The 16,083-nt window shown below is 66.6% G+C and carries 11 protein-coding genes; 5 read left to right on the top strand and 6 right to left on the bottom strand.

The genetic code is table 11. The features are described 5' to 3' along the window. The first annotated feature begins 229 nt into the window (after positions 1–229). A complete protein-coding gene (locus FPJ27_RS08985) occupies positions 230–1,348 on the top strand; it encodes an acyltransferase (RefSeq protein WP_204422634.1) in 1,119 nt (372 codons plus the stop codon). 397 nt (positions 1,349–1,745) lie between these two features. On the opposite strand, the gene galU is transcribed toward FPJ27_RS08985, so the two are convergent. Next, a complete protein-coding gene (gene galU / locus FPJ27_RS08980) occupies positions 1,746–2,633 on the bottom strand; it encodes a UTP--glucose-1-phosphate uridylyltransferase GalU (RefSeq protein WP_034179975.1) in 888 nt (295 codons plus the stop codon). 230 nt (positions 2,634–2,863) lie between these two features. Beyond that, positions 2,864–3,007 carry a hypothetical protein gene (locus FPJ27_RS08975; protein WP_006479318.1) on the bottom strand — a complete coding sequence of 48 codons (144 nt, stop codon included), beginning with the start codon at positions 3,005–3,007 and terminating at the stop codon, positions 2,864–2,866. Positions 3,008–3,235: 228 nt separating this feature from the next. On the opposite strand from FPJ27_RS08975, the gene FPJ27_RS08970 reads away from it, so the two are divergent. Beyond that, a complete protein-coding gene (locus tag FPJ27_RS08970) occupies positions 3,236–4,411 on the top strand; it encodes an acyltransferase (RefSeq protein ID WP_072444083.1) in 1,176 nt (391 codons plus the stop codon). Positions 4,412–4,770: 359 nt separating this feature from the next. Here the strand turns inward: FPJ27_RS08970 and FPJ27_RS08965 are convergent, their stop codons facing one another. The 3 genes from FPJ27_RS08965 to FPJ27_RS08955 are packed head-to-tail and all read right to left on the bottom strand — an operon-like array spanning position 4,771 to position 10,950. Then, positions 4,771–7,239 carry a glycosyltransferase family 4 protein gene (locus FPJ27_RS08965; RefSeq protein WP_204422633.1) on the bottom strand — a complete coding sequence of 823 codons (2,469 nt, stop codon included), beginning with the start codon at positions 7,237–7,239 and terminating at the stop codon, positions 4,771–4,773. Beyond that, positions 7,236–8,702 (bottom strand): flippase, encoded by a 1,467-nt coding sequence (locus tag FPJ27_RS08960; RefSeq protein ID WP_204422632.1) that lies wholly within the window; start codon positions 8,700–8,702, stop codon positions 7,236–7,238. Before FPJ27_RS08960 ends, FPJ27_RS08965 begins: the two co-directional genes overlap by 4 nt. A 55-nt stretch (positions 8,703–8,757) precedes the next feature. Then, complete coding sequence (locus FPJ27_RS08955; protein ID WP_204423129.1) at positions 8,758–10,950, bottom strand: hypothetical protein; 2,193 nt, start codon at positions 10,948–10,950, stop codon at positions 8,758–8,760. A 492-nt stretch (positions 10,951–11,442) separates the two neighbouring features. Here FPJ27_RS08955 and FPJ27_RS08950 point away from each other — a divergent pair, with 492 nt between their 5' ends. The 3 genes from FPJ27_RS08950 to FPJ27_RS08940 are packed head-to-tail and all read left to right on the top strand — an operon-like array spanning position 11,443 to position 14,534. Then, positions 11,443–12,507 (top strand): acyltransferase, encoded by a 1,065-nt coding sequence (locus FPJ27_RS08950; RefSeq protein ID WP_072444090.1) that lies wholly within the window; start codon positions 11,443–11,445, stop codon positions 12,505–12,507. 31 nt (positions 12,508–12,538) lie between these two features. Next, positions 12,539–13,585 carry a GDP-mannose 4,6-dehydratase gene (gene gmd / locus FPJ27_RS08945; protein WP_204422631.1) on the top strand — a complete coding sequence of 349 codons (1,047 nt, stop codon included), beginning with the start codon at positions 12,539–12,541 and terminating at the stop codon, positions 13,583–13,585. Continuing rightward, a complete protein-coding gene (locus FPJ27_RS08940; protein WP_204422630.1) occupies positions 13,572–14,534 on the top strand; it encodes an NAD-dependent epimerase/dehydratase family protein in 963 nt (320 codons plus the stop codon). The genes gmd and FPJ27_RS08940 overlap by 14 nt, the downstream gene beginning before the upstream one ends. A gap of 129 nt (positions 14,535–14,663) precedes the next feature. Here the strand turns inward: FPJ27_RS08940 and FPJ27_RS08935 are convergent, their stop codons facing one another. Then, positions 14,664–15,854: an O-succinylhomoserine sulfhydrylase gene (locus FPJ27_RS08935; RefSeq protein ID WP_204422629.1), complete on the bottom strand. Its 1,191-nt coding sequence runs from the start codon at positions 15,852–15,854 to the stop codon at positions 14,664–14,666. Positions 15,855–16,083 lie beyond the last annotated feature (229 nt).

Below are 16,083 nucleotides of genomic sequence, written 5' to 3'. Positions count from 1 at the left end.
TACATGAAGCGTGCACTGCGCACGCTTCAACGCCGGATTCTACAAGCGCCTTGACGCTTCGTGCAGTACTTTTATGCGTTTTCGCGGGGTTTCCCGCAGGTTTTGTTGCGCGCGACCGACTTCAACGACGCTCGAGCATCAAAAAACGCCTTCACGTATGCGCCCGAACGTGAATTACGTTCGATATTTGCGCACCTATACTGGCCTCGCTCAATGCCCGGATGCCTCCATGCGCGAAGTCAGATACGTCAAAGGACTCGACGGCCTGCGAGCCATCGCCGTCATTCTCGTTTTCCTGTCCCACAAGGGCCACGTCCTTGCCGTCGACGTCGGCAAGCTTGGCGTGTGGACGTTTTTCCTCATCAGCGGATTCCTGATCGTCGGCGAACTGCATCGCAACCGCCGGGCGGTCGAGTGCGGCACCATGACGCGCCGCCACGCGCTCGCGCTGTTCCTCGCGAAGCGCGCGCTGCGGATCTTCCCCGTGTACTACCTGCTGCTCGCCGCGCTCGCGATCGCGCACGCGCTCTTCTACCAGCGCGGCGTCAACCTCGGGCTCGCGTGGCACGCGGCGTTCCTGTCGAATTACTGGATCGGCGTCGTCAAGGACGGCTGGCCGGGCTCCACGTCGCACTTCTGGAGCCTCGCGGTTGAACAGCAGTTCTATCTGATCGCACCGCTCGCGCTGCTCGCGGTGCCCGCCGCGCGACACGTCGCACTCGGCGTCGCGGCCGTCGCACTGTGCGCGGCCGCGCATCTCGCGCTCTACCTGTCCGACGCGTCGCCGGTGCTGATCTACGCGTTTTCCCCGTGGAATTTCGCGCTGATCGCGCTCGGCGGCGTCGGCGCGATCGCGCTCGCCGATCACGGACCGGCCGCCGTGCGCCGCATCCCGCCCGGCTGGCTCGGCGCGGCAGGCGTCGTGTTTTTCCTCGCGCTGCCCGCGTGCACGGCGCTGCCCGACGCGCTCGCGGGGCTCGCGGATCTCGGCCTGTCAGCGTCGCTCGGCGCGCTGATGCTGTGGATCGTCAGCGAACCCGAGCATCCCGTCGTGACGCTGCTCGACTGGGCGCCGCTCGTCTATCTCGGCACGATCAGCTACGGCTTCTACCTGTTCCACAACCTGATTCCGACGCGCTTCGGCGTGATGCCCGCGCTCTTCGCGCACGTGCCGATGCCGGAAATCGTCCGCGAAGCGCTGCCCGAGATGCTGCAATTCGCGCTCGCCGTGCTGCTCGCGCACCTGTCCTGGCGCTATCTCGAAAAAAGACTGCTCGACTTCAAGAAGCCGATCGCCGCGATGCTCGCCCGGCATTTCGTCGCGCGGCCGAGCACGTCGGCACGTTGAGCGCCACGCGGAAGCGGAAAACACCGGGCGGGAGATGCACGGGAAGATCGCGAGGCAGGTAGCGCCGGGAAGCTGACGCGCTGCGCCGCTACGTCACGAACCGGCGCGGACGGAACCGGCGCCGGCGCGAACGTCGACAATGCATCGCGCAACGACAACAACAACGCCGCGCCGCTCGCCCCGGCAAGCGCTTCGGCACCGGTTTCAGGCGTGACGCCGGACCGCGCCGGAGCGCCCCGCTCCACACACGGCACCACGCTCCGCGCGAACCCGACCACGCGACAAACCGGCCGCTCGCACCACGATCGCGCACCGGCAAATGCAAAAAAGCCCCGGCGCCTGAGCGGCCGGGGCCAACGGAACAACCACCACCTGAAACAACGGAGCGCGCGGCTGCCTACGCGACGGCAGCCAGCGCAGGCAAGCAGGTACGCAGGTACGCCTCGAATTCGCGGCTCACTTCCGGATGCTGGAGCGCGAGCTCGACGGTTGCCTTGAGATAACCGATCTTGCTGCCGCAGTCGAAACGCGTGCCGTAGTAGCGGTACGCGAGCACCTGCTCGTTCGCGAGCAGCGTCTGGACCGCGTCGGTCAGCTGCAGTTCGCCGCCCGCGCCCGGCTTGAGCTTGCGCAGGTGATCGAAGATCGTCGGCATGAATACGTAACGACCGACCACGCCGAGATTCGACGGCGCATCCTCGGGCGCGGGCTTCTCGATGATGCCCGACAGCTTGATGATGTCCTCTTCCCATTCGCGGCCTTCGACGACGCCGTACGAGCGGCTGTCCTCGCGCGGGATCGTCTCGACCCCGATCACCGAGCTGTGATAATGGTCGAACACGTCGACGAGCTGCTTGAGCACCGGCTGCTCGCCGTGCAGCAGGTCGTCGGCGAGAATCACCGCGAACGGCTCGCCATGCACGAGCTTCTCCGCGCACAGCACCGCATGGCCGAGGCCGAGTGCTTCCGGCTGGCGCACGTAGAAGCAGTTGACGTGGCTCGGCTTGATGCCGCGCACGAGTTCGAGCAGCTTTTCCTTGCCGCGCGCCTCGAGTTCGGCCTCGATCTCGTACGACTTGTCGAAGTGATCCTCGATCGCGCGCTTGCTGCGCCCGGTGACGAAGATCATCTCGGTGATACCGGCGTTGATCGCTTCCTCGACCGCGTACTGAATCAGCGGCTTGTCGACGACGGGCAACATTTCCTTCGGGCTCGCCTTCGTTGCCGGGAGGAACCGCGTGCCGAGACCGGCAACGGGGAACACGGCCTTGGTGACTTTCAACATGTTCGCATCCTGATTGCGTTGACTGCGCCGCGTCGACCTGCGACCCGGCGCGATTGTGTTCCGAACGGCATATCGAGAATCGACGGCACTGCCAATTCCACTCCGCTCATTTTCGATATGGACTGATCGCCCAATGTTTCCGAAAAAAATATAATCCTTTCAATCCGGTCGATATTGCCGGGCCGAGTGCCGAAGCAGAAACAAATTACCGATTTTCCAGATACAAATTCTTACGATTCGAATTCCTCGATATAGGGCACGCCGCCCCGTTCGAGGCCCGGGCGAATCGGCTCGTTCTTCAGCGCTTCGCGGTACGCCGACAGCACGGCCATGACCAGCAGTACTGCAGCGCTCGCGATCCAATGCATGTCCATCTTGCCGCTCCTTGCATCAATCAACTGGAGCTTCAAACTATCAGAAAAAAATCGGTAAATAATTGACGCGCCCGCGGAACCGCTTTCAGAACCCCGATAAAACCATCATGCGGAATTCCGTTATTTCCGGGCGAGATTTTTTTATTCATTGATCGAATTCTTGCGCATTACGATGAGACTTCCCGTTCGTCCGTCTTCCACACCATCCGTCGCAAGGAATCGAATCGCATGCAAGCTTTCAGCGGATCGTCTCTGACCGCGCCGCCCGTCGCCGATCACAAGGAACACGTCATCGACGCGATGCGCGGCTTCGCGGCGCTGCTTGTCGCCTATTTCCACTGCCGCCAGGTCGTCTGGGTCGGGATGCAGACCTTCCATCATGCTTACGGTCGCGCACTCGACCCGAGCGTGATCGTCGGCTACCTGACCTTCCCGTTCGCGTGGGGCTCCGCCGGCGTGCCGATCTTCTTCGTGATCAGCGGCTACTGCATCCACCGCAACGCGGCGCTCAAGCTCGCGGCCGATCCCGCGTACCGGCTCGACGCGCCCAACTTCTGGGCACGCCGGTTCGCGCGCATCTACCCGGTGCTGCTCGCCGCGCTGCTGTTCACGCTCGCACTCGACCTGGTCAGCCTGCAGATCGAGCCCGTCAGCCACAAGATCCGCGATATCGGCATCACCGCATTCCTCGTGAACCTGTTCTCGCTGCAGGGTGTCGCCGGCTACACGTACGGATCGAACGGCGCGCTGTGGACGCTGTCGCTCGAAGTGCAGTTCTACGCGATCTACCCGCTGCTGTTCGCGCTGCGCCGACGCATCGGCATGCCGGCCGTCGTGGCCGCGGTCGCGCTCGTCAACGTCGCATCGGCGTGGCTGCTCGAACGGCACGACCTGCAGTTCTTCACGTCGTACTGGCTGTCCTGGACGATCGGCGCGTGGATCGCCGACGTGCGGGCTCAGCAGGCGCGCGGCGCGGCCGCCGTGCCGTCGCGCGCGTGGTACGTCGCGGCCGCCGTGCTGCTGGCCGCCGGCTGCGGCGCGTTCCATTTCGGCCAGTACGGCGCGTTCCAGCTGTGGTCGGCCGGCTTCGCGTGCTTCCTGTACCGCGCGCTCGCGCGCCCGCCGCGCCCGACGCCGCCGCTGCGCGTGCTCGGCTGGTTCGGCGACTTCAGCTATTCGCTGTACCTGATCCACCTGCCGCTGTTCGTCTGCCTCGGCTCGGTGCTGTTCCACTCCGAACTGCAACTGTCGATCTGGCCGTCGATCGCGTTCATGGCCACCGCGATTCCGGTCGCGTACCTGTTCTACCGGATGTTCGAACGGCCGGCGATGACGTGGTCGGCCAGTTTCAAGCCGACACGCGCCGCCCGCGTCGTCGCGCAGGCGCCCGAGCGGGCCGTCTGATTCGGCCGGACCGGTTCCGGAGCCCCCGTGCGGCATCTCGCTGCACGGGGGGTTTTTCATGGCCGAAGCGAGGCTGCATGGCAGGTCGGGCGGGTATGCAACCAACCCTGTATGCCGGCGCCTGACGGCCGCCTGTCCGGCTGCAATGCCACCGTCCTGGGGCGCCCTATCGAATTTTTCTCGGCGCTGCCTTGCCGCCCCGTCTCCCGCATGATCCCGATCGAACCGGCAACCGGCCGATCCCGCGCCCGGCACGCCCCCCTCACCAGCCCTACCCAACACGCCCCCCCTGAAAAACGAAGCCCCCACGCAGCACAACACCGCATGAGGGCTCGTTTCCCGCCGACTGGCGCCGTCTGCTACGTCCGCTTCTTCGCCTTCGCGGCCTTCGCCGTATCCGCGAGGATCTTCTCGACCCGCTCCACGTAGGTCTCGGTGCCGAACCGGCGCACCGCCGTCGCACGCCCGCTCGCGACGAGCCGTTCGCGCAGCGCGCCGTCGCGCTTCAGCGTGTCCAGTGCGTTGGCCAGCGCGGTCGCATCGCCCGGCTCGCAGAGCAGCCCGTTGTCGCCGTCCTCGATGATCTCGACGACGCCGCCCGCGCGGGCCGCGACGACCGGCCGGCGCGCAAGCATCCCTTCGACGATCACGCGCCCGAACGGCTCCGGCGTGATCGACGTGTGCGCGACGACGTCGACCGCCGTCATGCACGCAGCCACGTCGCGCTGGAACCCGAGGAAATGCACGCGCGTGTCCATCCCGTGCCGCGCGACGTATTCGTGCAGTTGCGCCGCGTATTCGTCCTCGCCGAACAGCGGCGCGCCGACCAGCACCACATGCATGTCGGGATGCCGCGCGGCGGCCTCCAGCAGCACGTGCTGCCCCTTCCAGCGCGCGAGACGGCTGAACGAGCCGACGAGCCACGCATCCTGCGGCAACCCGAGGCGCGCGCGCAGCGCAGCCTGGCTGACGCCTTCCAGCGCATCGAACGGCTCGGCCGAAATACCGTTGAACACGACGTCGACGTGCTGCGGCGTGAAGCCCGTCAGCGTGCGGAACGCCTGCGCGGACGCGTCGGAGTTCGCGATCACGCGCGTGACGCCGAGCCGCGCGCAGTACTTGATCGCCAGCAGCTGCTTGCTGCCGAAATGGTCGGTGCTGACGATATCGCGCAGATGCCAGACCACCGGCTTGCGCGCGAGCCGCCCGGCGAGCGCAGCGACCACCATCGCGCGCTGCGTGTTCGCGTAGATCACCTCGGCGCGGCGCGCGCGCCGCGCGACGTCGCGCACGAGCCGCACGAGCTGCTTCAATGCGCCGGCCGACACGCCGCCCTGCTTGCGCACGCCCGCGAGCGCGCCCTGGGCGACCACGTCGACGCGCGCGCCGATCTCGTCGAGCGCCGCGCGGAACGGGCCGTCGTCGAACAGCAGCACGTCGGCGTTCGCGCGCATGTGCTTCATGATCTCGAGCAGCGACAGCTCGGCACCGCCAAGCACGCCGCTCTGGTCGAGCACGAGCGTCGCCGGGCCGCGCGCGGCCGGCATCGGCGCGACGGCCGTGCCGCGCTGCGCGGTCGAGCCGGGCAGCGCGGTTTCCACATAGTCGAGAAAGCGCCGCCGGAACGTATCGGCGGAAAACCGCTCCGCGTTGGCGCGGCATGCGTTCGGCGTGAAGCGCTGCGGCGCGCGCTCGAAATCGTCGACGGCCGCGACGATCGCGTGCGGCGTCTGCTCGTCGAAGAACAGCCCGGTCGGATTAGCGCCCGATTGCGGGTCGAGCACGGTTTCGAGCGCTCCGCCCTTGCCGTACGCGATCACCGGCGTGCCGCAGGCCTGCGCCTCGACGACCGAGATCCCGAAATCCTCCTCGGCCGCGAACACGAACGCCTTCGCGCGCCGCATCCGGTCATGCAGCACCGCGAACGGCTGGTAGCCCATGATCTCGACGTTCGGGCCGGCCTTTGCGCGGATCTTCTGCATCTCGGGGCCGTCGCCGATCACGACCAGCTTGCGCTCGGGCGTCTTCGAGAACGCCTCGACGATCAGGTCGATCTTCTTGTACGGCACCATCCGCGACGCGGTCAGGTAGAAATCGTCCTTGACGGCGTTCAGCGAGAAACCGTCGACGTCGACCGGCGGGAAGATCACCGCCGCGTCGCGGTGGTAGACCTTCTTGATGCGCCGCGCGATGAACGCGGAGTTCGCGACGAAGCCGTCCACCGCGTTGGCGGTGCGCGTGTCCCAGTTGCGGATGTAGTGAAGAATCATCCGCGCGAGCAGCGATTTCGGCCCATGCGTGAGGTTCGACTGCTCCAGGTACTGGTGCTGCAGGTCCCACGCATAGCGGATCGGCGAATGCACGTAGCTGATGTGCACCTGGTCCGGCCCCGTCAGCACGCCCTTCGCGACCGCATGGCTGCTCGAGATCACGAGGTCGTACTCGGACACGTCGAGCTGCTCGATCGCGAGCGGCATCAGCGGCAGGTAGCTGCGGTACTTGGTGCGCGCGAACGGCAGTTTCTGGATGAACGACGTCGTCACCGGCTTGCCGCGCACGAACGCGCGGTCGTCGAGGAAATCGACGAGGCTGAACAGGTCCGCGTCGGGAAAGCACGCGACGATCTGTTCGAGCACGCGCTCGGCGCCCGCATAGGTGACGAGCCAGTCGTGGACGATCGCCACGCGCAGCGCGCGCGCCGGCTGGCGCGCGCTGGCCCGCTCGGCCGGCATGGACCGGCGCAGCGCGGCGGCGTCGCCCGCTTCGGCCACGGCCGCATCGGCGGTGGCGAGATTCAAAACGGCGTGTTCCGCCAGATCGCGATTCATACGGTTTTCCTCGCATTGAGACGGACAAACAGGTCGCGCACGAGCGCGCGCAGCCCCGGCGTCATCGTGAGCGACCACGCGACGTTCAGCACCAGCACGATCGCGCACATGCCGATCGATTCGCCGAGCCCCGGCCACGCCTGCGCGAGAAACAGGCTCGCGAGCAGGAAGGCCAGGTGCGCCAGCATGTCGAGCACGATCGCGCGCATCCGGATCGCCGACAGGTACAGCAGCACGCCGTAGTCGACGAACGCGCGTGCCGCGACGACCACCGCCGCGCCGATCAGCCCGAAGTGATGAATGCCGAACCACAGGCCGCCGACGAAGAACGGCATCTCGACGAGCCCGGCGAACGCCGCGCGGGCCGGGTTGACCTGCGACTGGATCAGGATCCGCGTCACGCTCGCCTGACCGACGAGCCACACGCTGATCACCAGCACGCGGCCGACCGGCGCCGAATGCGCGGCGAGATCGGCGCCGACCCACAGCGTGAGGAACGGCGCGAGCGCGAAGATCGCGACGATGCCGACCGGCGTGAACACGCCGTTCAGGAATTCGAGCGACTGGCGCGCGAGCGTGTCCGCGTGATCGCGGCCGACCGCCGACAGGCGCGGGAACAGCGTGCGCACGAGCGCGTTCGGCAGCATGTTCAGGCGCGTGACGAGGTTCTGCGGCACCGTGTAGTAGGTGACGAACTTCGCGCCCATGCCGGCGCCGAGCATCACGCGATCGAGCGTGTCCGCGATCATGCTCGTCGTGCTCGCGATCAGCATCCAGCCGCCGAAGTTGAACAGCCCCTTCGCGGTGCCCCACTGCGGCGGATCGATGCGCCGGATCCCGAGCACCTTGATGCTGGCGTGGCCGAGCATCGCCGCCGCGATCAGGCGCGCGACGACTGCCGCGGCGAGCACGGTCTGCAGGTTCGGCGCGATCCACCATGCGGCGCCGAGCGGCAGCAACTGGAACAGGAACGTGCCGATCGTCTGGTTCGTGTTGAACACGCCGAAGCGTTCGGCGCCGTTGATCGCGCCGGCGAACACCCACGACACGTTCGCGAGCGGAATCGCGAGCGCGAGCCACGGCAGCGCGAGATACACCTCGTGCTGCATCGCGGCCGACACCTTCGTGAAATACGCGGTGTAAACGAACGCGCCGAAATAGATCAGCAGCCCGCCCACGACGCCGGTGCCGAGATTAAGCCAGAACGCGCTCCAAAACACGCGTGCGCTTTCGTCGTCGTTGCCGCTCGCGAGCGCCTTCGAGATGTGGTTCTGCGCGGCCATGCTCATCCCGAGATCGAGGATCCCGAAATAGCCGATCAGCGTCCACACGAGGCTGACGACGCCATAGCGTTCGACGCCGAGCGCGTGGATATACGCGGGCACCGTCACCAGCGACACGAAGGTCGGCAGGATCAGCCCGATGAAATTGATCGAAACGTTCTTGAGTATGCCTTTGTCCATGCTTGTGCCTTGTGTGACGTTGACGTCGACGTCGATGACGACGGCGCGCCGCCCGTCACGGTTTCCAGCGATACATCAGCACCTTGCCGCGCGCGTCTTCCTCGACGAACACGAGGTATTCGCCGTTCTCGCGCCGGAACGCACTGATGCCGAACGGCACGTCGACCCAGCCGGATGCCTTGCCGACCTCGGTGCCCGGGCTCATCACGCCCACTTCCTTGCCGGTGTCCTTGTCGTACACGTGGATCTTGCCGACCGGCTCCACGGTGAAGATGTAGCGGCCCTCGACCGTGATCCCGATCAGGTCCAGGATCGGCTTCGCGTCGAGCTGCCACGGCAGCGCGACCGTATAGCGCACGACGGGCGAGCCGGTCGACCACTTGTCGAAACGCACCAGCACGCGGCCGACTTCCTTGTTGATGCCCGGCTGCGGCGGCGCGTCGGCCGTGTAGCCGGTCACGTACAGCGTGTCGGCTTGCGCGTCGTAGATCGAGCGGCGCAACTGCGTGAATGGCTGCGGCATCGGGTAGGTCGTGACCTTGTCGTACGAGTAGACCGGGTTGCCGGCCTTGTCGACACCGCCGTACTGGAAGCGGTGGATGCCGCGCACGTCGCTCGTGCGCCAGATGTCGCCCTTCGTGTCGACCCACCAGCCCCAGCCGCCCGCCTTCGCCTTGCCGGTCGTGTTGATCTCGAACTCGTCGGCGTCGAGCCGGCCGTTGCCGTTCGCATCGCGCCACAGCCAGTCGCCGCCGGGCGGCTTGTTCGGCACCTTGTCGACCGGCCGCGCGCGGCCCGCGATCAGGCCCGACGGAATCGCCACCTCGCCGTCGCGCTTCGCATCGAAGCGGTAGATCTTCAGGTGATCGGCGTACATGTCGGTCAGGTAAAGGAACGTGCGGCCGTCGACGCGACGCGCGATCGGCATGCCCGGCCACTGGTCCGTGTGGAACACGGGGTCGTCCGGATACTTGAAGCGGTTCGACAGGAAGCCGACGTATTTCCAGTCCTGGCCCGGCGGCTTCGACAGGTCGAGCTCGAAGCGCTTGTTGCCCGTGTACACGCTGTTCGGCCGCGCCGGGTCGAGCCACGCGCCATCGACGAACAGCAGCCCCTGCACCTGCCAGCGCGGCTTGCCGTCCGGCGTGTAGCTTTCGAGCACCGCGCCGAGCCCGGCGCCGATCGTGTCGTGGCGCGGCCCGATGCCGTTCATCGACACATACACGTTGCCCGCGCGGTCGACGCCGACGCCCGTCAGCCCGTTGAAGCGCTGCGGCCCCGGCCGCCCCGGCACCGGGCCGGCGAAGATGCCGCCGCGCTCGCCGAGCGTGCCGGACTGCGCATAACCCCTGCCGCCTTTCGAGAAGATCAGGATCTGCTGGCGCGGCCCGTTGTCCGCGACGAGCACGCGCCCTTTCGCGTCGACCGCCACGTCCACCGCGTCGGTGCCTTCCGGCAGCGCGGGCGCGTCGTCGAGCTTGCGGCCGTCCGCGCGCACGTGCACGAGGTGCGCGGGGCCGCTGAGCGTATCCGTGAGCAGCCACAGCGTGCCGTCGCCCGCGAGCGCGATGCGGCCCGGTTCATGCGCGCTCCACGTGCCCTTCTGCTGCATCGTCTCCGCGTCGTACACGTCCACCACGTCGTGCGACGGATTCGTCGCGAACAGCATCTTGTCGTCGGCCGCGAGGCCGCCCACTTCCGCCTTCACCTCGCCCACTTCCGAGCGCGCGGGAGCCGGCACCTCGTTCATCATCATGAAGCTCGCGGCCATGCGCGCGCGGCCGGCATCGGCGCGTCCGCCCGGCGCGACCTGCGGTGCCGCGCGAAACGGCGCGGGCTGTTTCATGTCGCCGATCGTGCGCCGCGAGATGCCGAACCACTGCTTGCCCTTGTCCGGCCAGATGCCGGGCGACTGCAGGTGGCCGCGTTCGTTGCCGACGCCGATCGCGACATACGCGTACTTGCTGTTCACGGCGATCGCATTGCCGCCGAGATTGCCCCAGCCGTGCGTGCCGCCGGCGAAGCCGAGCATCTTCCCGTCCTGGTAGACGCTCGCCTCGGCGCCGCTTTCGTCCCACGGCGCATTCGTATACACCTTGCCTTCAGGCGTCACCGCGATCGCGCGGATGTCGATCTGCGTCCAGCTGCCGTCGCCATAGCCGAACGTGTTGCCGATCCACGACGTCGTCGCGGGCAACACCGTTTCGGCCGGTGCGGCGCTCGTCAGCAGCGTCGCGCATACCGTCATGCCTACCAGAATCAGACGTCGCAATGCGCTTCTCCAGACTCGATGCAACAGCGACCGGCGCCGCCCCGAACTGCCGCCGGCGCACCCTGTCGCTAAATGGGTTTCAAACGTCGCGATGCAGGTTACAAGCAAAAATAATCACAAGAAATTTGGAAATATTTGGGGATGTTTCCGCCTGAAATATCGAACCGGAACAGGCGGAAAATGGCGTCCGGAAACGGCAATAACGACCGCTTTTCACGCGTCGCGCTGTAGAAAATGCCGCTCCGCACCGCCCGTCGCGGCTGCCTGGGCATCAACCTTTCATCTCACGACCGGAATAATCGGCATTTGGATGTTTGTCGTCAGATAAATGGCGTGCGTTTTTTTGCCGATTTCTTTTCCCTAGAATCGTTTTCGATTCGATATTTCATTTAAAGGCATGCATTACGTTCACGCATCGGATGTGCGACGCGCCGCGGCCCCCGCCGCGCGTCGCGAAGGAGCGGCGCGATGACAGGCATTTCGCGACCCGCCGACCTGGCCCCGCCGCAACACGGCCGCATCGTGCAGCTCGACGGGCTGCGCGCGATCGCGGTCGGCGCCGTGTTCCTGCAGCACGCGCTGAAGGCGCCGCTCTGGATGGGTGTCGACCTGTTCTTCGTGCTGAGCGGCCTGCTGATCACCGGCATCCTGCTCGAACGCAAGGCGCGCGGGCAGTCGTACTTCAGCCACTTCTACGCGCGCCGCGTGCGCCGCATCCTGCCGCCGTACGTGCTGCTGCTGGCGGTGTCGACGCTCCTGTTCGGCGCGAGCTGGCTGCCGCACTGGCCGTGGTTCGCGTTCTTCTCGACCAATATCGGGCTGTCGCTCGGCAGCATCGGCCACGACAGCCTGAACGTGCTGTGGTCGCTCGCGGTCGAGGAGCAGTTCTATATCTTCTGGCCGTTCGTCGTGCTGTGGTGCTCGGAGCGCGCGCTGCTGTGGGTCGCCGCCGCGCTGATCGTCGCTGCTCCGGTGCTGCGCGCGATCGCGACGCCATGGTTCGACTCGTTCTGGCCGATCTACTACCTGACGCCGTTCCGGATGGACCTGCTCGCCGCGGGCGCGCTGCTCGCGATCGTGCTGCGCCGCGACCGGCGCGCGCTGGAGCCGTTCTACCCGCTCGCGATCGTCGGCGCGCTCGTGTCGCTCGCGATCCTCGGCTGGCTGCACCTGTCGTTCCCGCGCTTTCGCGCCGCGAACACGCCGCTGTCCAATGCGGCGCTCTACAGCATCTCGCTGCTGCTGTGCACGTCGATCGTCGTGATCGCGCTGCGCGGCCGCGGCATCGTGCAACGCGTGCTGACGAACCCGATGCTCGTCTACGTGGGCACCGTCAGCTACACCGTGTACCTGATCCACCTGAGCGTGCTGTACGCGCTCTGGCCGCTGCACCTGAACCGCTTCGTCACGGCCGCGCTCGCGCTCGCGATCACGCTCGCCTACGCGACCCTGAGCTGGTACGGCTTCGAACGGCGCCTGACGCGCGGCCCCGCACGCCGCACGATGCCGGCTGCCGCAAGCACGACCGCCTGATTTTCTCTTTCGCTTCTACCAGGACAACGCCATGAGCCAAACTCGTAAAAAGGCCATCATTACCGGAATCTCGGGGCAAGACGGCGCCTACCTGACCAAACTGCTGCTCGACAAGGGCTACGAGGTCACGGGCACCTATCGCCGCACCAGTTCGGTGAATTTCTGGCGCATCGCCGAGCTCGGCGTCGACACGCACCCGAACCTCACGCTCGTAGAACACGACCTGACCGATGCCGGCTCGAGCCTGCGCCTGCTCGAACGCACGCAGCCCGACGAGCTGTACAACCTGGCCGCGCAGAGCTTCGTCGGCGTGTCGTTCGACCAGCCGACGACGACCGCGGAGGTGACGGGCCTCGGCCCGTTGAACCTGCTCGAGGCGATCCGCGTCGTGAGCCCGAAGACGCGCTTCTACCAGGCGTCGACGTCCGAGATGTTCGGCAAGGTGCAGGCGATTCCGCAGACCGAAACTACCGCGTTCTATCCGCGCAGCCCGTATGGCGTCGCGAAGCTGTACGCGCACTGGATGACCGTGAACTACCGCGAGTCGTACGGCCTGTTCGGCAGCAGCGGCATCCTGTTCAACCACGAATCACCGCTGCGCGGCCGCGAGTTCGTCACGCGCAAGATCACCGACACCGTCGCGAAGATCAAGCTCGGCAAGGCGACCCGCCTCGAGCTCGGCAACCTCGACGCGAAGCGCGACTGGGGCTTCGCGCTCGAATACGTCGAAGGGATGTGGCGCATGCTGCAGGCCGACGAGCCCGACACCTATGTGCTCGCGACCAATCGTACCGAGACCGTGCGCGACTTCGTGCAGATGGCATTCGCGGCTGCCGGCTACCAGATCGAATGGACCGGCAAGGGCGAGCAGGAACGCGGCCTCGACGCATCGAACGGCAACGTGCTCGTCGAAGTGAACCCGAAGTTCTACCGCCCCGCCGAGGTCGACCTGCTGATCGGCTGTGCGGACAAGGCCAAAGCCAAGCTCGGCTGGGTACCGAAGACGACGCTCGAACAACTTTGCCAGATGATGGTCGAAGCGGATTTGATGCGGAACCAGCACCATGACACGTTCTGAAGCCGGACGCCCGTCGCGCCGCGCGTTCGTCACCGGCCTGACGGGCTTCACGGGCCGCTACATGCTCGAACGCCTGCAGGCGGCCGGCTATGACGTCTGGGGCACGGTCGCGCCCGGCGCGCCGCGGCCCGACGATCCGGCCTTCGCGCACTGCACGCTGCTGCCCGTCGACCTGCTCGACGCGGACGCGATGCGTGCGGCGGCCGCCGATGCACGGCCCGATGCGGTCGTGCATCTCGCCGCGCGCGCGCATGTCGCGCAGGACGAGCCGTCGCAGACCTACGCGGTCAATATCGTCGGCACACGCAACCTGCTGGCCGCGCTCGCGGGCCTCGACCGCCGCCCGTCGGCCGTGCTGCTCGCGAGCAGCGCGAACATCTACGGCAATTCGACGGCCGGCGTGCTCGACGAGACCGTCGCGCCCGCCCCAGCGAACGACTACGCGGTCAGCAAGCTCGCGATGGAATACGCGGCGAAGCTGTGGGCCGACCGGCTGCCGATCGTGATCGCGCGGCCGTTCAACTACACGGGCGTCGGCCAGGGCGAAGCGTATCTGCTGCCAAAGCTCGCCGCGCACTACGCGCGCAACGAACCGCGCATCTCGCTCGGCAATCTCGACGTGAGCCGCGATTTCTCCGACGTGCGCGACGTGACGGCCGCCTATCTGAAGCTGCTCGAAGCGGCGCCGGCCGGCGAGACGTTCAACGTCTGCTCGGAACGCGCGTATTCGCTGAAGGAAGTGCTGGCGATGCTGTCGCGCATCGCCGGTTACGTGATCGACGTGACGGTCGATCCGCGTTTCGTGCGGCACAACGAGGTGAAAAGCCTGAGCGGGTCGCGCGACAAGCTGCGGCGCGCGGTGGGCGAGCTGCCCGTCACGCCGCTCGACGAAACGCTGCGGTGGATGGTGGATGCGATGCGTGCCGCGCCGCACGGGCACGCCGGCTGAATCACGCGGCGCATGCGCGAGCGCGATGCGCCGGACGCAATGCCTTCATGCGGGAAAAACAACGGGCCGCCTGTTTTGCAGGCGGCCCGTCGTCGTTGATGCGTCGATGCGGCGAAAGCACCGCGTCGCTCAGCCCTCCAGGCCGCGCGCGAGATCGTTACGCAGGTCGCCCGCGTTCTCGAGGCCGACCGACAAGCGGATCAAACCTTCGGTGATCCCCGCCGCCGCGCGCGCTTCCGGCGTGATGCGGCCGTGCGTCGTGGTCGCCGGATGCGTGATCGTCGTGCGCGTATCGCCGAGGTTGCCGGTGATCGAGATCAGCTTCGTGTTGTCGATCACGCGCCATGCGTTCGTGCGCTGCTGCTCGGGCGTGTCGCCCTTCAGCTCGAACGACAGGATCGCGCCGCCCGCCTTCTGCTGGCGCTTCGCGAGTTCGTACTGCGGGTGCGACTCGAGGCCCGGATGAAACACGCGTGCCACCGCCGGATGCGAATCGAGCCAGCGCGCGATTTCCAGCGCGTTCGCCGATTGCTTCTCGACACGCAGCGACAGCGTCTCCATCCCCTTCAGCAGCACCCACGCGTTGAAGGCCGACAGCGTCGGGCCCGCGCTGCGCACGAACGGGAACACCTTGCCCATGATGAATTCCTTCGAGCCGACCAGCGCGCCGCCGAGCACGCGGCCCTGCCCGTCGAGGAATTTCGTCGCCGAGTGCATCACGACGTCCGCGCCAAGCTTCAGCGGCTGCTGCAGCACCGGGCTGCAGAAACAGTTGTCGACGACGAACAGCGCGTTGGCCTGCTTCGCGATCTTGCCGATCGCCTCGATGTCGGCGAGTTCGGTCAGCGGGTTCGACGGCGTCTCGAGGAAGAACATCTTCGTTTCGGGCCGCACGGCTTCCCGCCATGCGTTCAGGTCGGTCGGATCGACGAAGGTCGTCGTGATCCCGAACTTGCTGAAGATCTGCGAGAACATCCCGAGCGTCGAGCCGAACAGGCTGCGCGAGCTGACGAGGTGATCGCCCGCCTGCAGCGCGGACATCACGACCGACATGATCGCGGCCATCCCCGACGCGGTGGCGATGCACGCCTCGCCGCCCTCGAGCGCCGCGAGACGCTCCTGGAACATGGTGACGGTCGGGTTCGTGAAGCGCGAATAGGTGAAGTAGTCTTCCGAATTCGCGAAGCGCTCGGCCGCGTCGGCCGCGCTCTGGAAGCAGAAGCTCGACGTGAGGAACAGCGCTTCCGAGTGCTCGTTGAAGTCGCTGCGCAGCGTGCCCGCGCGCACGGCAAGCGTGTCGAAGTTGAGGGAGTCGTCCATGTTCCGTTTTCCGTATTCGATGGCCGCGCGTGTCGCGCCGGCCAAGTCAAAACCAGGCCAAAACAAAAAGCCCGCTATGCATCGGCATCAGCGGGCTTCGGGCGGTACGACAGCGATCGACTCGGGCCGACGACTGCCGCCGGCCTTCGCTTTAGCTGTTTTGGGAAGTCGCCCCGCGTCCGCAAGCTGATATCAAATCGACGCAAGGCCACATCCTATCACGCTTCGG

It is taken from the genome of Burkholderia sp. MS455 (genome assembly GCF_016899445.1).
Classification (GTDB): Bacteria; Pseudomonadota; Gammaproteobacteria; order Burkholderiales; family Burkholderiaceae; genus Burkholderia; species Burkholderia pyrrocinia_C.
Note: the sequence above shows the minus strand (reverse complement) of the source record. Positions and strands in the feature narration are given on the sequence as shown.